General features: G+C 39.2%; 17 protein-coding genes and 3 pseudogenes. 10 read left to right on the top strand and 10 right to left on the bottom strand.

Features of this window, described 5'->3' with window-relative positions; all coding sequences use genetic code 11:
- The first annotated feature begins 20 nt into the window (after positions 1-20).
- The 3 genes from PING_RS18955 to PING_RS18945 are packed head-to-tail and all read left to right on the top strand — an operon-like array spanning position 21 to position 2,715.
- Positions 21-605 carry a TRAP transporter small permease gene (locus tag PING_RS18955; protein ID WP_011771903.1) on the top strand — a complete coding sequence of 195 codons (585 nt, stop codon included), beginning with the start codon at positions 21-23 and terminating at the stop codon, positions 603-605.
- Positions 605-1,921: a TRAP transporter large permease gene (locus PING_RS18950; protein ID WP_011771902.1), complete on the top strand. Its 1,317-nt coding sequence runs from the start codon at positions 605-607 to the stop codon at positions 1,919-1,921. The genes PING_RS18955 and PING_RS18950 overlap by 1 nt, the downstream gene beginning before the upstream one ends.
- 29 nt (positions 1,922-1,950) lie before the next feature.
- Positions 1,951-2,715 (top strand): maleate cis-trans isomerase family protein, encoded by a 765-nt coding sequence (locus PING_RS18945; RefSeq protein WP_011771901.1) that lies wholly within the window; start codon positions 1,951-1,953, stop codon positions 2,713-2,715.
- A gap of 241 nt (positions 2,716-2,956) precedes the next feature.
- Here PING_RS18945 and tnpA read toward each other — a convergent pair whose 3' ends face one another.
- From tnpA to PING_RS21195, 3 genes and pseudogenes are all read right to left on the bottom strand, one after another.
- Positions 2,957-3,403: an IS200/IS605 family transposase gene (tnpA, locus tag PING_RS18940; RefSeq protein WP_011771900.1), complete on the bottom strand. Its 447-nt coding sequence runs from the start codon at positions 3,401-3,403 to the stop codon at positions 2,957-2,959.
- A gap of 40 nt (positions 3,404-3,443) precedes the next feature.
- Positions 3,444-3,904: pseudogene (locus PING_RS21955) on the bottom strand (IS630 family transposase).
- A 79-nt stretch (positions 3,905-3,983) separates the two neighbouring features.
- The gene (locus PING_RS21195) at positions 3,984-4,349 is read right to left on the bottom strand and encodes a winged helix-turn-helix domain-containing protein (protein ID WP_332248886.1); all 366 of its coding nucleotides are present in this window, start codon (positions 4,347-4,349) and stop codon (positions 3,984-3,986) included.
- Between the two features lie 51 nt (positions 4,350-4,400).
- Between PING_RS21195 and PING_RS18925 the strand changes: the two genes are divergently transcribed.
- Positions 4,401-5,563 (top strand): IS3 family transposase gene (locus PING_RS18925; RefSeq protein ID WP_086004621.1). Its coding sequence is split into 2 segments (ribosomal slippage): positions 4,401-4,653 and positions 4,653-5,563, totalling 1,164 coding nucleotides; the frame shifts between segments, so codons are not numbered across the junction.
- Between the two features lie 174 nt (positions 5,564-5,737).
- Complete coding sequence (locus tag PING_RS18920) at positions 5,738-6,382, top strand: GntR family transcriptional regulator (RefSeq protein WP_011771897.1); 645 nt, start codon at positions 5,738-5,740, stop codon at positions 6,380-6,382.
- Between the two features lie 380 nt (positions 6,383-6,762).
- Here the strand turns inward: PING_RS18920 and PING_RS21545 are convergent.
- The 5 genes and pseudogenes from PING_RS21545 to PING_RS18895 all read right to left on the bottom strand — a co-directional run.
- Positions 6,763-6,933 (bottom strand): annotated as a pseudogene (locus PING_RS21545) (IS630 family transposase); the annotation flags it as partial.
- A gap of 281 nt (positions 6,934-7,214) precedes the next feature.
- Positions 7,215-7,445: a hypothetical protein gene (locus PING_RS18910; protein ID WP_041766721.1), complete on the bottom strand. Its 231-nt coding sequence runs from the start codon at positions 7,443-7,445 to the stop codon at positions 7,215-7,217.
- Positions 7,420-7,620, bottom strand: a complete 201-nt coding sequence (locus PING_RS18905) for a metallophosphoesterase (RefSeq protein WP_041766719.1) — start codon at positions 7,618-7,620, stop codon at positions 7,420-7,422. Before PING_RS18905 ends, PING_RS18910 begins: the two co-directional genes overlap by 26 nt.
- 1,186 nt (positions 7,621-8,806) lie before the next feature.
- The gene (locus tag PING_RS20820) at positions 8,807-9,340 is read right to left on the bottom strand and encodes a hypothetical protein (RefSeq protein WP_157035409.1); all 534 of its coding nucleotides are present in this window, start codon (positions 9,338-9,340) and stop codon (positions 8,807-8,809) included.
- A gap of 18 nt (positions 9,341-9,358) precedes the next feature.
- Complete coding sequence (locus PING_RS18895; RefSeq protein WP_011771894.1) at positions 9,359-10,294, bottom strand: hypothetical protein; 936 nt, start codon at positions 10,292-10,294, stop codon at positions 9,359-9,361.
- Positions 10,295-10,541: 247 nt separating this feature from the next.
- Between PING_RS18895 and PING_RS21190 the strand changes: the two are divergent.
- Positions 10,542-11,618, top strand: a pseudogene (locus PING_RS21190) (DUF7380 domain-containing protein); the annotation flags it as partial.
- A 196-nt stretch (positions 11,619-11,814) separates the two neighbouring features.
- Here the strand turns inward: PING_RS21190 and PING_RS18880 are convergent.
- A complete protein-coding gene (locus tag PING_RS18880; protein ID WP_011771892.1) occupies positions 11,815-12,387 on the bottom strand; it encodes an NUDIX domain-containing protein in 573 nt (190 codons plus the stop codon).
- Positions 12,388-12,738: 351 nt separating this feature from the next.
- Positions 12,739-13,659: a LysR substrate-binding domain-containing protein gene (locus tag PING_RS18875; RefSeq protein WP_011771891.1), complete on the bottom strand. Its 921-nt coding sequence runs from the start codon at positions 13,657-13,659 to the stop codon at positions 12,739-12,741.
- Between the two features lie 243 nt (positions 13,660-13,902).
- Here PING_RS18875 and mdcA point away from each other — a divergent pair, with 243 nt between their 5' ends.
- From mdcA to mdcE, 4 genes are read left to right on the top strand one after another with little or no spacing between them, the layout of a single operon-like run.
- Positions 13,903-15,558, top strand: coding sequence for a malonate decarboxylase subunit alpha (gene mdcA / locus PING_RS18870; protein WP_011771890.1), 1,656 nt, complete (start codon positions 13,903-13,905; stop codon positions 15,556-15,558).
- Between the two features lie 2 nt (positions 15,559-15,560).
- Positions 15,561-16,439, top strand: a complete 879-nt coding sequence (locus PING_RS18865; protein WP_011771889.1) for a triphosphoribosyl-dephospho-CoA synthase — start codon at positions 15,561-15,563, stop codon at positions 16,437-16,439.
- Positions 16,426-17,568 carry a biotin-independent malonate decarboxylase subunit beta gene (locus PING_RS18860; protein WP_011771888.1) on the top strand — a complete coding sequence of 381 codons (1,143 nt, stop codon included), beginning with the start codon at positions 16,426-16,428 and terminating at the stop codon, positions 17,566-17,568. The genes PING_RS18865 and PING_RS18860 overlap by 14 nt, the downstream gene beginning before the upstream one ends.
- A complete protein-coding gene (gene mdcE / locus PING_RS18855) occupies positions 17,568-18,362 on the top strand; it encodes a biotin-independent malonate decarboxylase subunit gamma (protein ID WP_011771887.1) in 795 nt (264 codons plus the stop codon). Before PING_RS18860 ends, mdcE begins: the two co-directional genes overlap by 1 nt.
- The last annotated feature ends 29 nt before the right edge of the window (positions 18,363-18,391 follow it).

Raw genomic sequence — 18,391 nt, 5'->3', positions numbered from 1 at the left:
TGTGGACAAGAGAGGTATATATGACAGTTCACTCTACTATTAATTCATCTAATTCATCTGATTCATCTGATATTAGCCCTTCTAATGACAAGGAAAGACCTTTTTTTCTGAAAATAACCTCTTGGTTATCGACAATTTCTGGTTGGTGTTCAGCATCTATGACGTTGGCTGCAGTTTTTATTACTTGCCAAATGATCTTTGTTAGATTTGTGCTTAATGGCTCTACCACATGGCAGACCGAAGCTATTATTTATTTAATTCTTGGTGCAACTCTTATTGGTTTACCTTTTGTACAACAAGTACGCGGGCACGTTAATGTAGATTTAATCCCCTTGATGTTACCTTCTCGTGCACGCTATTACTTGGCGATTTTTACTTTAACTTTATCTGCTGTTGTCATAGGTACTATGTTTTGGTATAGCTTTGAATACTGGCACTTATTGTTTTCTCGTGGCTGGACAACAGACAGTGTTTGGGCAGTTAGATTATGGATTCCACATTCATCGATGATCATTGGTTTTGGTTTACTTTTTTTACAATTAGTTGCCGATTTAGTTGCTGTTTTATTAAAAATTGATAAACCTTTTGGGTTGGGAGAAAACTAATGGATCCTCTAATTCTTAGTGCCTTGGTCGGTATAACGACCATTCTTATATTGTTTTCTGGTGTATCTGTTGGTATTGGTTTGCTCGTAGTTTCAGGATTATTTTTGATTGTTTTTGATGGATTACAGTCGTTACAGCTAATGCCAGAAATATTTTTTGGCAAATTGGATAGCTTTGCTCTTTTATCAATCCCTATGTTTATTCTCATGGGATCGACTATATCCTCTACAAAAGCAGGCGCTGATTTGTATGAAGCGCTAGAGCGATGGTTAACAAGAGTTCCCGGTGGTTTAGTGGTATCAAATTTGGGGGCTTGTGCTCTGTTTGCTGCTATGTCCGGTTCTAGCCCTGCCACTTGTGCAGCGATTGGGAAAATGGGTATTCCTGAAATGCTTAAGCGAGGTTATCCTGAAGGAATTGCAACCGGATCAATTGCTGCCGGTGGTACATTAGGAATTTTAATTCCTCCATCAGTCACCATGATTGTTTATGGCATTGCAACAGAGACATCAATTGGTCGTTTATTTCTTGCAGGAGTGCTGCCTGGCCTGATGCTTGTGGGATTGTTCATGGCTTGGTCTATATACGCAACTTGGCGTTCAGGTAACCGTGCGTTAATGACACCAATCAATTATAGCTGGCGAGAAAAATTCGAAATACTGCCTCGTGTATTACCATTTGTTGGCATTATTATTGCTGTGCTTTATACCATGTATGGCGGTATTGCAACGCCATCTGAAACAGCAGCTCTGGGCGCAATAATGTGCTTAGTTGTTGCGATGATTATTTATCGTTTAACTAGTCCGAAAGATTTGTGGACAATATTGCGCGATAGCACCAGAGAGAGCGTAATGATTTTATTTATCATTGCAGCAGCGGGCGTTTTTTCTTATATGTTGTCTAGCCTTTATATTACTCAAGCAATAGCTGAGTGGATTGGAGCACTAGAAATTAATCGTTGGAGTTTAATGATTTTAATTAATTTCTTTTTGATTATAGCGGGATTCTTCCTCCCTCCGGTAGCAGTAATTTTAATGACAGCCCCTATTTTGTTGCCTGTGCTTATGAATGCTGGCTTTGACCCTATCTGGTTTGCTGTAGTCCTTACCATCAATATGGAAATTGGTTTAATTTCACCACCAGTCGGTTTAAATCTTTATGTGATTAATGGCATTACTCCAAACATTTCTTTGAAAACTATTCTGTGGGGTTCATTACCTTTTGTTGCCTGCATGATTATTGCCATTGTTTTACTCTGCTTGTTCCCTAGCATTGCTACATGGCTACCTGAGGCCGTAATGGGCTCAGCTATATAATATAATTTAATTATTAAGGAGTATTAGCTATGAAGATCAAATCTAGAAATTATCGTGTTGGGCTAATTGTGCCTAGTTCAAATATTACAATGGAAACCGAAATACCTTCACTATTGCGTGGTCGTGAAGCAATTTTACCTGAACGTTTTACGTTTCACTCCTCTCGCATGAGAATGAAAAGTGTTACAAAAGAAGAGCTTGAGCGAATGGATGATGATAGTTTGCGTTGCGCATTAGAATTATCCGATGCAGCGGTTGATGTACAAGCTTACGCTTGTCTCGTTGCGATTATGAGCCGAGGTAAAGGTTACCATCGAGTGGCGGAAGAAAGGTTATACAGAGTAAGCTTGGAAAATGGTATACCTGCTCCTGTTATTAGTTCAGCAGGTGCATTAGTTGAAAGCCTACATGAGATAGGTGCTAAGAAAGTATCCATCATTTGTCCCTATATGAAACCGCTCTCTCGACTGGTGGTAAACTATATTGAAAGTGAAGGGATAGAAGTTCAAGATTACCTGGCATTAGAAATTCCCGATAATTTAAAAGTTGGGGCCCAAGATCCAAATGCACCAACTGAATTGTGGAAAAAACTTGACGTTACTGGTATCGATGCCATTGTTGCTTCTGCTTGTGTACAAATGCCATCGTTACAATCAATTGAAAAAATTGAAAGAGCTTCTGGTTTACCAACATTATCTGCTGCGGTAGCCACAACCCGTAGTATTTTAAAAGCACTCAAACTCGACCCTGTAGCACCAGGGGGAGGCACATTATTAACACCAAGTAATTCATAAGTAATTCATGAGTAATTCATGAAATAATTTTTTAAGTCAATGACTCGTCCTAGCATGGGTTAACACATTTTGAATTAAAACGCCTGATGAACTTCATCGGGCGTTTTTTATTTTAAGGCCGTATACGCCTTCCTTCCATTATATATCATCACAGACTCCTCAACCATTTCCTTAGCTTCTTCTATACCCCTCACCATTCAAAGTGCGGGTTATAAATATCTCGGCCGCAAGCGACCGAGTTTTAAAACAAGTCCAGCTGATCTGAGTTTATTTCTTTACGATCTAATTCAATCAGTTGGTTTTGAACATATTTCCTAATGACTTCTTCAGTGGCATTTCCAATAGTTTCAACAAAGACACTTTGAGTCCATAATTTACCTCCCCAGAAGTATTTCTTTTTAATTTCAGGATAAGTCCTGAAAAATTCACGTGCTGTAATACTTTTAATTATTTGCATTACATCACTTGGTGACTGCTCAGGTATTCCCCTAATCACCATATGAATATGATCTTCTGGTATTTCTAATTCCACTATATCGATATCGTAATCATATCCAATTTTTTGAATTATAGCTTTAATCGTAGAACGATGAGGCTCATTGAATACTTTGTGACGATATTTAGGTATCCAAACAAAGTGATATATTAATCGATAAACATGATGTGTATTTCTTTGAGTATCCAGCACGGGGACAAGCCCCCGAGATTTACGCTTCGCTAGTTAAAACCTAAAAGTTGTCATTAATCCAACTATCACGAGTATTAGCAATTTCTGGTAGTGTGATTGTAAAAAACTCACCAACTCGCCGTCGAAATTCTTTCGTAGACGCAAAATATTCACCATTTCTAGTATGTTTATTCATCACCTTCCAAAGTCGCTCTATTGGGTTTAAATTAGGGCTATAGGGTGGTAAATAAATTAAGTCGATATTCAATTTTTTGCTTCATCTTTAACGATATCTGAACGGTGATAACCTGCTCCATCTAATACTAACTTTATCGTGCCACTTTCTAGGTAGCTTGCACGGACCTTGTTAAGAAAATCAACAATTGCCTCGCCATTAACGGTTTTTTCATATTCTTTGATAACGGCATTTTCTAAATAACCTAATTCAATTGCACCAACAATATTGATACGAGAGCGACTACCTGTTTTTTTTACGGCTTTATCGTCACCTTTTTTATCCAACCTGCCGTAATCTTGGTCGCTTGGGTTGGGTGAACAGCATCCATGAACAATAACCGCTCATCAGGTGCTAGCGTTGATTTTAGTTGCTCGTAAAACGCAATAAATCGGCTTGCTTATCTTCATCAAATTTATGAGGTACACCTTTGGGTTTTTTATAGCTGAAATTATGCTGATGTAACCATTTATTCAATCCGTATATCTGATAGATAACGGCATACTTTTCTTTAATATAATCCGCGATTTGATGTGCATGAAGATAAGTGACGTCACATAAATGCTCGATGAGTTCTTTAGTTTGCTCATCCGTTAGATAACTGTCGGAGCCACCACTATTTGTCGTTAATTTTTCGCTGGTTACATAATCATCAATATATCGAACAACACTGGTTTCATGTATGCGTAACGCTTGAGCAATCATGTGTGTTGACCAATCCTCATCGCGCAGTAAAACTATTCTGGTTTAATTGAACTGGACACTTTAATTTTGGATAATACAATCCACTATCGAGGTGAACATGAATACAAAACTTATACGAGTGAATTTAAAACAGAAGCATTAGGGTTAATCAGTGAGCAAGGTTATAGCGTTCAGGAGGCCGCTTCTGCTTTAGGTATCACAACTAGCCTGCTTTATAGCTGGAAACAAAAAGCCGAAGAGCATGCCAATTCAACGGTAAATTCTGATGAGCGGACGGAGTTATTATCCTTGCGAAAAGAAGTTAAACAGCTTCGTATGGAGAAAGAAATACTAAAAAAGGCCAGTGCCTTCTTCGCAAAAGAAATGAAGTAAAGTTTCGATATATTCGAGCATGTCGCTCTAAATATCCAATAAAACTACTTTGTAATGTACTACAAGTGAGTCGTAGTGCATTTTATGATTGGCTTGAACGGCCAGTTAAAATAAATAGTGAAGAAGAGCTGAATATGTACCGTACGGCGCGTCAGCTATTTAAACGCAGTCGTGGCAGTTTAGGCTCTCGCCAGTTGTGCAAGAACTTGAGACGAGCGGGTTTTAATGTGGGCCGTTACTGTACGCGCAGCATCATGCGTAAGCTGAAACTTGTGGTGACCCAACGCCAGGCATATAAAGTAACAACAAAGCGTAAGCATAGTAATAGCGTTGCTGATAACGTATTAAACCAGCAGTTCAATCCCGCACAGGTAAACTTGGTTTGGGCGGGTTATGTAACGTATTTGAGAACCAATCAAGGCTGGATGTATTTAGCCATTGTCATGGACTTATACTCCCGCAGGGTTGTCGGTTGGTCTATCTCGAAACGTATGACTGTTGATTTAGTTGAACGCGCATTACAAATGGCGATTAACATCAGGGAACCTAAAGCTGGATTAATGTTCCATAGTGATAGAAGCGCTCAATATACTAGCGGGCGATTTAGTCGATTGCTGAACAAGTATAAAATAACAGCCTCAATGAGCAGTGTCGGTGCTTGTTTATATAACGCTGTTGTAGAACGATTTTTTGGCAGTTTAAAGAATGAATGGTTATTAAATGTTGTGCATTTAACACGTGAAATGATGAAGATGGATGTTGAAGAATATATCCGTTATTACAACCATGAACGACTTCATACAACACTCGGTGATTTAACGCCGATTAACTATGAAAATTTACAAAGTCAGGTGTCCGGTTGGACTTGACCAGAATATGGTTTGATCACTGCTACATCAATAATTCAATTTATAATGATCTTGCCGTGCCATTGTGATGTATAATTATCGATTAAATTACCATAGTGATATATAATTATATATAATTATATATCAGTCATCTAAATACAGTTACATATCAGTTATCTAAATACAGGACAACTAATGACGCGGGCTGCGGACAAACTAATATCACAAATTACACAAGACATTACTTCAGGGGTTTTACAGCCTGGCGATCAACTGAAAGAATCTTTTTTAGCGGAAAAGTTTGGAGTTTCTCGGACACCTATTCGTGAAGCTATAAGAGCCATGGTAAGGCTTGGTTTATTAGAAGCTATCCCAAGAAAGGGAGTAAAAGTCAGAATTTTAAACACGAAAGAACTTTTGGATTTGTTTGAAGTAGCTGCAGGGTTGGAGGGCATGGCTAGTAGGTTAGCAGCATATTCACTCACAGACGAGCATGCAAAGGTAATTCTGAGTAAGTTGGAAAACTGCAAAGTAGCCGCTGAAAATGAGGATAAAGTTCAATATAGTATTGCGAATATAGAATTCCATGCAGCAATTCATGAGGCTACCAATAATCGCTGGTTAATTGAACAACTTCAACATATCGGTATACATATTAATACATATCGTTCTTTACCTTATAACGTTCGAGAACGACTTTCAAAATCAACAGAAGAACACGAGGCTATTTGCAAAGCAATTCTTGCTGGTGAAGGTAGTACAGCGAGTCAGTTAATGCGTGATCATATGATGTTGCAAGGACAACGATTACCATCTGTATTAAAATTTTTCACAAAATAAGTAATTGCTAACCTAACGATGTATCATAGGTTGGATCTTAAGAAATAAAACAATTGAAAACATGCTCTAAATTTGATCTGATAGTAATCACCAAACCACCACCTATCCCAAAAATAGAGCACGAATAAACATAATATTGAGTTAAACAAAATAACAATAGTGCTTAATGATTTTATACCCATCATCATTCAAAGCGCGGGTTATAAACGAATCGGCTGCAAGCGACCTAGTTTTAAGATAGTCCAAAGCTTTATCGCAAACGATAAAGCTAACAAAGCCTTGAAAAGCCAATGCTGGATAATCTAGACTAGGCTTCGCCCCGTCAACACTATCCAGCACGGGGGCAAGCCCCCGATATTTTCGCTACGCTCTGTTAAAACCTAAAAATTATCATTAATTCTGCTCGCCAAGACATCACCTATCTTAGGAAGCGTTTGACTAAAGAACTCATCAATTTTGTTTCTAAATTCTTTCGCTGTTGCAAAATATTTATTATTTCTGACATGCTCATTCATTACTTTCCATAGCCGTTCTATTGGGTTTAAATTAGGACAGGGCAAGATCATGAGATTTCTTTTATAGCTAAAGTGTGATCAAATAGCAGAAACAGTCACTTTGAGTTTCCTATGCTATGTCCCGTTCGTATCGTTCGGACAATAAGTTGTATATAAATCAATGGTCATTTTTGACATTTTGACCGTTAATTTGATTTATGGGGCATAAACTAATAATTAACTTTCTAATTTATGCTCTTTTATAAACGGAATGTGATAAAAATTATCATTTAGTAAGAACGATAATACTTCCATTTTTTTAATACAGCTCATTGTGATCAGTCAGGAAAGTAATAACCTGACAATACGCCACACCAGTCAGAAATAAATATTCCTTTACCTTTTGTTTTCTTGTTTGTAAAAAACTCAGCTGGCGTTCGATCATTTAAATTGGAGTGGGTTTTCACACAGTTATACCAAACTTGAAAACTATTCAATTCTGCTTTTAGGCAACGAGGAGAAAAATTTATCCAGTCAATCTGCTTAAATTTTATTTCTATAATATTCATGGTTTCCAGGTACATATATAATCGGTTGCTTAAAATGCTCACGAGCCCAAATCAAGCCTTTTATACCGATATGAATATCACCCGCTAAAATAACAACATCTGCATAAGCAGCTTCTAGTGGGGGTACCCATGTTTCAAATTCACAATGCAAATCAGAATAAATAGCCAGTTTCATTTTTGGTCTAGCTCTTTATGTTTTGCTAAGCAATTTAACCAAAGCTGTTTAGAGAAACTGGTAGATTGATGAAGTTTATCAATAAGCATATCGCTAATATCAAGCTCATCCTTTTTGAATTGGCAAAATTCATCCGTAGTTAAGTCGAGCATATCTTGCGCATGAATATCTGATACGTGATGGGTGATTTGCCATTTAACGAATAAATTAGCAAAGCTATACCTAAAGGTATTACTGCTCTCGCTTGTCGTTTTTAAGGTATAAAAATAGGCACTTCGGCCTTGACCAATGCGAAGTGGTTTCGCATTTTATCAATGAATAACTCTCCCTCATCAATCATCGCAACGGCGCAAACTTTAATCTAAGCCAAATAGAATTCAATAGGGGCGCAGTTGATATTATTCATTCCACCGTTTACAGCTATATATAGCTGGTTTTCATCTAGAGTATCAACACCAACATGTAACCAACTTGGGCTATTAGGTTGCTTTATTCGCTTTATAAAACTTTCTTGGGTTAGCATAAAATAGATGCACCATTTATCTTAGTGATAGAGCCGAAAGACTAGATGTTATTTTCTATTCTTATCGTTATTTCTATTAATTAATTTGAATCAATATAGAAAAGTATTGGTGAACCATCTTGAATGAAAAAACAATAAAAGCAAATCATACCCCTTGTAACAAAAGGAAAACCTTAGCATATGACGTCACTTTTATAATCCCTTATTACTTAACTAATTGAAATGTATAAACAGTCAATTTTATTGATAAATATTAAGAACTTTTTGTTATTTATTTTTAGTTTATTATATAAATAATGAATATACGAGGATCGTTTGAGTGGCTCATACTGGCAAAGTTACTGATAAATGTTGGCTATGTTTGACCGTAATGTTGGCAATAGATGATCGTAACGCTGGTCAATAATCACTGGAATATACAATATGAATAGGTTCGTGAGTAAGTTTAGGAAAAACATTCAGTATGCTCGTAAAAGTTTTCCTCATTTTGAACATCACTTTATGATTTGGACACCTGTAGTTAAAAATCAAGGACCTAATGCAAAACGGGACCAATCAAATTAGGGCTATTTAGGGTAACAATCCAATAGCTATCGCCAGCTCAACAAATGCTGAACGGGTAATATAAATCAGGTGGAAAAGGGTGTTTTAGTGAGCGTATTTTTAGGGCGGAAAGCCCAGAAGCGTCAGCCAATCATTGACGCATGTTCCGGTCAATAATTCATACGCAGAGGTCCCTTTACGCGGTCCATTACGACGCTCTCGCAGGTTATACCAAGCTTTAAATATCTCTAAGAATCCTTGATTAACCCCTTTTTTCGCATAAAGATAAGTTCGCAAGGTTGCGTTAAATCCTTCAATTGCACTTGATGCCATATGTCGAGTTTGCAGGAGTTGTTCTATTTTACTTGTGATTTCAGCAATCTCAGTATCAATAAGTTCGCGGCCGAGTAAATAATACGCCCCCGCCATTTCGATTGCCACATGACGGCGCTTCCATGGATTCATCTTTTTTATTTTCCTTTTACGCTCAATTATACGGCAAGTCAGTGAGATAGCTTCATCAGAATATTGGCCTCGAAGCGCAGATAAGCGTTGATGCAATGCTGATGTCGCTGACGTTAAGCCAGTGAGTCGATTATCTATGTAGAGTGCTACGGATAGGCAATCTCTATGCTCTGTTTTACGTAAGTGCACGATTGCTTGAGTCAGTAATTACTGTGCGGCATCCAGTGTAATTAACTCCCCACTCTTAAAATTGATACAGCAAAATGCACGACGTATTTTTTGAACCGCTTGCGCTGCTAAGGTATATCGTTTAATGGCATCTGCGTATTTTTTCTTAGCCCAATCTAATGATTTTGCTACACTTCTCTTATTTTCAGGCGATGCTTTAAGGTGCTTTTTGACAGCGTGGGCTTCATAAGCTATGTGGCGATAGGCTTTATGCTCAAGTTTCAATCTGGCTTTACTGGCTAAGTAAACGGCGTGAAAAGCATCGTCGCGTTGCTCTATCTCATCAAAAGTCATTTCAATACCTTTGGTTATCCCTTTTGCGCCATCTTTAACGACATGCTTAGGCTCCATACCTTGCTCTTTAGCTTCATTAAGCACCCGAGCCCATGTTTCACCAACACGTGAGGTTTCATGTGATAAAGAAAATAAATACCCGCTATCAAGGTCAATACCCGCCAATACAGGATCTCCTTGACTAAACATTTCATCAACGGCAATACTTTCAATATTGGCTAAAGGGATGGTGTTGTTAAATAGTGCAGTCTGCTCTTGCGCCTCAATGATCACCCCTTGAACATAGCCAAAACTAACGGAGCACCCTGGATACATAATGGGTATCTGATCTTGAATTGCGCGGATAGAGTTGGCTGATGTAATGGATAAAGCCACGATAGCGCGACGTAACTGAGATTTATCGACACCAACACGGATAATGCAATTTGGTTCACGCGTATCTTGAGTCAGCGCATTTAGAGCTGTTTGCATCGCATCGCGTGCTGCGTAAACTGCTTTTCTGGAGATAGAAAAATCACTTGCTAAAGAAGTAATGTTGCCATGAGCTTGGCAAGAGAACGATTTTACGAGAAGATGTAATTTGTCTGAGGGAGCAAGTCGTGTTCGGTCAAGTATCGGCATATTTTTTACTGTTATAGAAACTGCTTTTGGCAGAGCAATTGGTTTAAATAACGTAGTTTGATCTCTCAGACTCTCCTTGTCAATTTGTTACCCAAGTTTGATTGGTCCCTGCAAAACACAATCAAATGAGAGATATTGAACAGATAATAGATATCATTTCAAAAGAATTTGATGAGAAAATTAAGCCTTTAATTAATCAAGATTATGCTCACCTGAGGAGTTTTTAGCCACTTATCAACATGCAGTAGAAGCACCTTTCAAGCATGGTTATTACTCTATCAGTTCCGATTTCAGGTCTTATGCTAATCAAGTTAGAGAAGATAAAAATGAGCCTCTAGCTAATGCATTAGATTTATGTGCATGTATTTTATCGATGAAGTTAAACCCAAGTAGTCCAAATGAGCCATTTACTGCTTTCATGCACTTAAGTGATAAGCGTTCAGCTATTGCTGATGATTTTAATGAGATTGAAATTAATTTTATTGCGCAAGTTGTTAAGGATGTTAGCGAACCTATGATACAGGCTCGATTTGCCGATTTACTTTGGTTGTTGGTTACTACCGTATACCATGCTCTCTCTTTTGCAAATGAAGAATTGGGCGTACGTAACAACCAGTTTGCGAAAAAAATTGCGCAAGCTGTTCATCAATTCCAACCGCATGCCTTAGTCTATAACCGTGTCCATTGTCGTTATGAAATTACAGATCCAACCGGTCTACCTATCTTAATAGACTTAATGAAAAACCAAGCCATGCAGCTTGTCTCATTAATGGATCACACACCAGGGCAAGGGCAGTTTAAAGATTTAGCTTCCTATAAAGCCTATTTTGGTAAAAGTTATAAAAAGTCTGACCAAGAGTTAGATAAGATGATTGCCAATAAAAAACAACAAGCAGAAGGGGCCATAGGGCGTGTTGAACTGCTGGTGAAAACCGCTAATGAACAAGGCATTGCAGCGGCTTTTTTTACCAGTATCTATTCGCTATCTGATAAAGCAATCAGCCAGCAGGTAGATAGCTTTTCTGCTTGGGTAACCTTATGCCTTTATCGGAAAAAACATTGTGAAACTATTATTCCCGCCGTTCGACCGCATTTAGCTGTGTGGTTAGCAGGCAGCCTGTTTATTGGAACCGCCTATGCGTTAGTGATACTCGCCATGCAAACTCTGCCCACCGCTTATGTGCTATCCATGACCAATATTGGCATTTTATTAGCCGTGGTTTTATCTATGCTGTTTTTTAAAGATCGCGTTCATCTCAAGCAAAAAATAGTTGCGACACTATTTATTACCAGTGGCTTGTTGATTTTAGGGATTTTTGGTTAATCTAAAGTAGATAGATTAGCTTTTTGAAGTGGTGATTAAAATAGGCTGGGGTTGATGGCTAATTAGTTCATCTTTTGAATATTTATAGATAGGCAAGCGCGGCCGTTCTTATTATTAACAACAACTTGAAACGCATGCACGGGAAGCCTATCACGGCTTACTCAAAAGATATTGTGACTAACATTAGCCCTGTTTTCTAGCGGTTCTTTTGCTGTTCAAACCACCACATAAATGCAAACATAAGCCCGGATGTTTTTGCGATGCTGACATCAAAAATAAGCGCTTTGGCTTCGTTTATCGGCAGGTACACAACTCCGATCATTTCAGCATCGATACCGCCGCCTTCACTGACCTTCATACTCTGATCAACTTCTGCATAGTAGAGTATTTGCCTGCTTCCGGCAAAGCCTACGGAGGTATGAAAAGAGGTGATTTCTTCTATCCTCTCAAGCGCTATATCATAGCCGCACTCTTCCTCTATTTCTTCTTTGGCTATCTGTTCTAAAGAGAGGTCTTTATCGACAATACCCGCACACAGTTCAATGGTTAATCCATTATCATTGTTCAAATACACTGCTGGGCGGAACTGTTCTACAAGCACAAAAGCCTCTTTTTCTTTATGATAAATAAGGATAGCTACAGAGTCATGCGCTTTGACTACTTCCCATGATTTTTTGACACCGTTTTGCTCATAGGTTGCCAGTGAAGTTTTAATAAATTTCGCATCAACTAAAGGCTGAAGTTTAAAGTTTTTGAGCGTATTAACCATCTTATATCCTTATACTTTCCCGTATATTACCATTCCAAAAAAAGCATTAACTGCCTGATTATAATGAAAAAATTAATGCGTCTTGTTTTTTACCAGTTTTTATTTTTTAATGATTGCCGCACTGTCTGCGTTATTAAACTAAATTAAATTCGATTAACCTTCAATTTTTCAAGAAATCCAAGCATAGCATGGTAATGTTTAGATTTATTATTGCCTCTGCCATTCTTAGTTATCTAGGTTTACTCATTTAGAATATTTTCCTGCTTCAATGCGGTTAGAGAGAATTTTTTTTTCGTCGCATTCTGCGCTGAAAAAAAGTCTAACGGCAGCTAATCCGATGCCAAGAAAAAATCATTTAGCATCTCTTAATGATTTTGCATAAAGATGGCACTGCTTTGTAAAAGCTAATATTTTTGGTTCTTTTGAGCGACTGGCAAGGCAAACCATAGTAATAGTTTGTTTTATTTTGTCCTGCTCATGTAGTGGGATTAATTTAACTTTGTCATTTAAAATACGCGCAATTCTGTTTGGTAACAGACTGTAACCAAGACCGGTGCTGACCATGCTAATAAGGCTGAAAATATCATTGACTTCCATTACCACATTGGGCTTTATCTGTGCTTTTTCAAAGGTTCTTAAGACATCTTGAGCGGTGGCAAAACCTTTACTGAGCATCACAAAAGGGCAATTTTTTATATCCGCCAAGGCAATGCTGGAATAAGACGCAAGGGGGTCATTCACCGGAACGGCAAGCGCTAAGTGGTCCTCAAATAAAGGAAAGAAAATTAATGATGGATCAAGCAGTGGCGCGTCTAAAGAGACAACAATGACATCTAACTCCAAGGCCGTTAATTTCTTGAATAAATATTTATTAGAGGAGGTCGTTAACTCAATTTCAAGTTTCTTATCCTGTTTTTTCATGCTGGTTATCAATGCAGGGATGGAATTAAAAGTTAATGAATAGATAGATCCAAGCTTAAAATGAGCAGAAAAAATACCAGCTGTTTCTTGTGTCTCTGAAATAGTCCTCCCTAATTGCTTTAATAATATTTTTGCTTCTATCTCTAATGTTTTTGCACTGTCTAACGGGGACAAAAGTCGTCCTTGTTGTTGGAATAAGGGGCATTGTAATTCTGTTTCTAAAGAATGAATGGCTCTGTGTATGCTGACAGTACTCATATTTAACATCTCAGCTGTTTTATTCATTGTGCGGCATTTCATAAAAGTTAAAAAAATGTGTAATTTTTTTAAAGTAATATTTTCATTGAGCATGCTGATTTTCCTCGCTTCAACCTAAGATCATTACTTTCACAGTAATGATGGTGATGCGCTAGTTATTGATTTGTTAGAAGCACAACATTAAATTAACATCTCTTTAACATTATGATGTTCTTTATTTTATCAAGTGCTCATATATTTATTGTGTTCAGGTAAGCAAAGAAGCGTTTCATTTGCCTAAACCTGAATTTTAGTCATCTTGATTGAGTAACACTTTTTATTATAATAGGTAACTATATGTCTCTAAATAAAAAAAATTGGGCAACAAAAAAAGCATTAAAAGTGGAACGAATCAACTCAGTGCAGCATATTAGCCATGGCAAAGTGATTCCTACAGAGCAAATGGTCGCTGCATTAGAATGTTTACTACATATAGGGGATCGGGTGATCCTAGAAGGTAATAATCAAAAACAGGCAGATTTTCTGGCGCGTGCGTTAGAAAAAGTAGATAGCACTAAAGTAAATAATCTCCATATGATTATGCCCAGTGTTAGCTTACCTGAACATATGAATATTTTTGAAAAAGGCATTGCCTCTAAATTGGATTTTGCCTTTGCCGGACAGCAAAGTGTACGCATTTCACAAATGTTAGAAGATGGAATTTTAGAAATTGGTGCGGTACATACCTATGTGGAATTGTATGCGCGTTTATATTGTAATCTGATCCCGAATGTGGCCTTAGTGTGCGGCTTTAAAGCGGATAAACACGGTAATCTTTTCTGCGGAGGGTCAACAGAAGATACTCCGAGTCTGGTTGAAGCACCGGCTTTTAAAGATGGGATAGTGATTGCGCAAGTAAATGAGATTGTGGATGAAACCACGGATTTACCGCGTGTGGATATCCCCGGTGATTGGATTGATTTTATTGTTCAAGCAGACAAACCTTTTTATATGGAACCTTTATTTACGCGCGACCCGCGCCTCATTAAAGACACTCATATATTAATGGGGATGATGGCAATTAAAGGCATCTATGCAAAACATAAAGTGCAAACGCTTAATCATGGTATTGGTTTTAATACCGCCGCTATCGAATTATTGCTACCAACCTATGGGGAATCACTCGGTCTTAAGGGAAAAATTTGTAAGCATTGGCTGTTAAATCCTCATCCGACCTTAATTCCGGCCATTGAGTCGGGATGGGTGGAAAGTGTCCATTCTTTTGGGGGTGAATTAGGCATGGAAGAGTACATCAGAGAGCGTTCCGATGTGTTTTTCACCGGGCCAGACGGCTCGATGCGTTCTAACCGCACTATGTGTCAGCTGGCCGGGCAGTATGCTGCCGATATGTTTATTGGTGCCACCCTGCAAATGGACGCCGAAGGAAACTCTTCGACAGTGACTCGCGGCAGGTTATCGGGTTTTGGTGGTGCCCCCAATATGGGACACGATCCGCGTGGACGCCGCCATAGTTCAGAAGCTTGGTTAGATCTGATCACAGACAAAAAAAGTGATGTTGTGAAAGGGCGAAAGCTGGTTGTACAGATGGTTGAAACCTTTCAAAGTGGCGATACACCAACTTTTGTTGAAAAATTAGATGCTGTTGAGGTAGCTCACAAAACAGGCATGCCTATCGCACCTATTATGATTTATGGCGATGACGTAACCCATGTTTTAACCGAAGAAGGCATTGCTTATCTGTATATGGCTGAGGATTTGGCCGAGCGTAAACTATTAATTGCATCGGTTGCGGGTGTAACTGAGCTTGGTAAACAAGTCAGCACCGAGCAAGTTCAGTTATTTAGAGAGCAAGGTAAAGTGGCAACGCCTGAAGATTTAGGGATTAGGCGCTCGGAGGCGAATCGCAGCTTGCTTGCGGCTAAAAATGTCAGTGAATTGGTTCAATGGTCCGAAGGACTGTATCAGCCACCTGCTAAATACAGAAGTTGGTGATTATGGATAATTTATTAATAGATAACGACGCGACTTGGACTTGTTTGAAAATAGCTCAATTAGCGCAATGGGCGCTGCAGGAAGAAGTTCTTCTGACGCCTAAGCCGGGTTTAGTGGATGCTGCGGATAATGGTGCGCATCGAGATCTAAGCCTTGAACTAATGCTCTTATCCGCGCAGACATTAACCCCTTATTTTACTGAGATGTCATCCGTTGCATGGGGGCAGCCAACGGGTAAATTATTGCGTGAAAAGATAGGGGAGATTGGCCGTGACGCCGAGTCAGCTATGTTATTAGCTACCCGGCAAGTGAACACACACCGCGGTGCGATCTGGGCACTGGGTCTTATCAGCGCCGCGGCTGCACAAAATAATAGACAGTCCGATGCTGTCAGTTTATGCGCGCGAGCCGGTGCTATTGCGAGGTTAAATGATAAGTATATCCCTATTACCTTTAGTAAAGGTAAGAGTGCTTGTCAGCGTTATCAGGTCACTGGGGCGAAAGAAGAAGCACAACAGGGATTTCCCAGTATTATCAAATTAGCTTTACCAACATTACGAGCAAGCCGAGCGAAGGGTGACAGTGAACAAGCCGCGCGTCTCAATGCTTTATTAGTATTGATGGCAAATATTAATGATACCTGTGTCTTATCCCGGGGCGGGGAAAATGCATTATTGACTGTCCAACATTTTTGCCAGGAAATTATAGATGGTGGCGGCGTGGCAGCAGAAAATGGCATGTCTCAGCTGCTTAAATTAGGCGAAATCATGATTGAAGGCAATCTTTCACCAGGTGGTGCGGCTGATTTGTTATCGGCAACGTTATTTATTGATGCACTAGAAAATAAATTAATTTCGAGGTTCCACTATGCAACCAATTAAACTTTTTTTTGAAGGAAATGAAACCATATCGGACTCAGTGCGTGTTGGTAATGTAGGGTCGGGTGATCTTGAAGTTATTTTTTTACCCGCTTCGAGCAATAAAACCCAGGTGGTTATTAACACCTCAGTGAATAACCGTCAGCAATTATGGTCCGATATTCTGGATAAATGTTTGGGCAAAGAAAGGCTGCTGATGGATGTGTTGATCAATGATTTTGCGGCGACACCCGGGGTTGTTTCACTGCGTGTAGAGCAAGCCCTGGAACAAATTAAACAGGGGAAAAACCCACCCGTTTCCGGTAAATTTGGTATTTCTTTTGTCGAACTAAGCAGCAGAGAAAGAGCACATTATTTATTAGATGATGGTTCACAAAGAGAAGTATTAGGGCCGGAGAAAAACCTCACTTCCCCCTGGTTAATTCCTCAGGGCATAGTGCCGCAGTCCGATGATGGTTGTATTGTTATGAAAGGAACAATGAATTCCCTTAATACAGTAGTGATTGGTATTGAGGGCGCTTTTCAAGGCGGCGCTATTGGTGAAGTATCAGGTGCTAAAATGGCTGCGGCATTAGATCTTGCCCTGCAAGATAACCAGCAGGGAAAAACCACACAAGTTGTCTTGCTGCTGGAAACGGGGGGAGTGCGCTTACAGGAAGCTAATTTAGGATTAGCGGCCATTGCCGATATTCATTCTTCTATTGTGGCATTGCGTGAGCATATCAATGTGATCGGTGTTATTGCCGGTAGTGTTGGCTGTTTTGGTGGTATGTCCATGGCTGCGGCATTGTGCAGTACCTTAATTGTGACTCAAGAAGCACGTTTAGGATTGAATGGTCCTGCGGTTATTGAACAAGAAGCTGGTATTGAAGAGTATGACTCGCGCAATCGACCCTTTATTTGGAGTATTACCGGCGGCGCGCAGCGTCACGCCAGTGGTTTTGCAGATTATTTCAGCCAAGATAATGCCGACGAGATTAAGCAGGCTGTTATTCAAAGGCAAAATAGTGATTTGAAAACAGTGCGTTGTGAGCAGATAGAACATTACTTGTCGATCTTTAATAAGATCAATAAACAAGATCAATCTACCCCGGAATTAGTAAGAAAGTATTTTTCTGAAGGAGCGGCATAATGAGTGAACGAGGTTTAATATGGCTAAACAGTTTAACCAATGAAGGGTCATTAATAACGGGTTTTATCCCTTCGGTTAAAGTCATCGATAGCGAAATCAATGGCACTAAAGCGCGTTTTATCAGCGTAGTAAAAGATTCAGAGAATGCCTTTGTACGTGCACGTAAAGGTGAGGTCGGCTTACTTGAAGGCTGGAATATTGCTAAAGCCGTACAGGAGGTGGTTGAAAAAGATGTGGGCAGCATTTACAAAACGGCCATTATTGCTGTGGTTGATGTCTCTTCACAGGCCTATGGCCGACGTGAAGAAGCCTATGGCATTCACCTTGCGTTAGCAGCTGCAGTTAATGCTTATGCGCAGGCGCGTAATGCAGGTCATGCCATTATTGCATTAATTGTGGGTAAAGCCATGTCAGGAGGACTGCTTGCCCATGGTTATCAAGCTTCCCGAATCATCGCATTAAATGATGATGCCTGTATGGTTCACGCTATGAGTAAGGAGTCCGCCGCTCGTGTCACGATGCGCAGTGTTGAGCAATTAGAAGCATTAGCAGAAAAAATTCCAGCAATGGCATACGATATTAATAACTATAATCGCTTAGGTCTGTTATCTAATCTACTGGATGTTAGTAATGCGGATAACCCGACGCTTGATGACACCCATATTGTCCAGCAGGCCTTGGCGGATGCATTACAGGATATCCAGAATAACGGTAATGATTTGAGCTGTCGTTTACATGGAGAAGGGCGTAAGGCAACAAAAAATGTGCGTCAGCTGATGCAAGCTGACTGGTAAATAATAAGATGCTTACCGTTCTGTAAGCA

Origin of the sequence: Psychromonas ingrahamii 37, assembly GCF_000015285.1 — a bacterium.
Classification (GTDB): Bacteria; Pseudomonadota; Gammaproteobacteria; order Enterobacterales; family Psychromonadaceae; genus Psychromonas; species Psychromonas ingrahamii.
The sequence above is the reverse complement of the archived record's forward strand: the minus strand, read 5'-3'. Positions and strand labels throughout refer to the sequence as shown.

Bases quoted from the DNA above. Each gene is read 5' to 3' on its own strand.
- PING_RS18955 (WP_011771903.1), top strand. From the start codon at position 21: ATGACAGTTCACTCTACTATTAATTCATCTAATTCATCTGATTCATCT.
- PING_RS18950 (WP_011771902.1), top strand. From the start codon at position 605: ATGGATCCTCTAATTCTTAGTGCCTTGGTCGGTATAACGACCATTCTT.
- PING_RS18945 (WP_011771901.1), top strand. From the start codon at position 1,951: ATGAAGATCAAATCTAGAAATTATCGTGTTGGGCTAATTGTGCCTAGT.
- PING_RS18920 (WP_011771897.1), top strand. From the start codon at position 5,738: ATGACGCGGGCTGCGGACAAACTAATATCACAAATTACACAAGACATT.
- PING_RS18910 (WP_041766721.1), bottom strand. From the start codon at position 7,445: ATGAATATTATAGAAATAAAATTTAAGCAGATTGACTGGATAAATTTT.
- PING_RS18905 (WP_041766719.1), bottom strand. From the start codon at position 7,620: ATGAAACTGGCTATTTATTCTGATTTGCATTGTGAATTTGAAACATGG.
- PING_RS18895 (WP_011771894.1), bottom strand. From the start codon at position 10,294: ATGCCGATACTTGACCGAACACGACTTGCTCCCTCAGACAAATTACAT.
- PING_RS18880 (WP_011771892.1), bottom strand. From the start codon at position 12,387: ATGGTTAATACGCTCAAAAACTTTAAACTTCAGCCTTTAGTTGATGCG.
- PING_RS18875 (WP_011771891.1), bottom strand. From the start codon at position 13,659: ATGCTCAATGAAAATATTACTTTAAAAAAATTACACATTTTTTTAACT.
- mdcA (WP_011771890.1), top strand. From the start codon at position 13,903: ATGTCTCTAAATAAAAAAAATTGGGCAACAAAAAAAGCATTAAAAGTG.
- PING_RS18865 (WP_011771889.1), top strand. From the start codon at position 15,561: ATGGATAATTTATTAATAGATAACGACGCGACTTGGACTTGTTTGAAA.
- PING_RS18860 (WP_011771888.1), top strand. From the start codon at position 16,426: ATGCAACCAATTAAACTTTTTTTTGAAGGAAATGAAACCATATCGGAC.
- mdcE (WP_011771887.1), top strand. From the start codon at position 17,568: ATGAGTGAACGAGGTTTAATATGGCTAAACAGTTTAACCAATGAAGGG.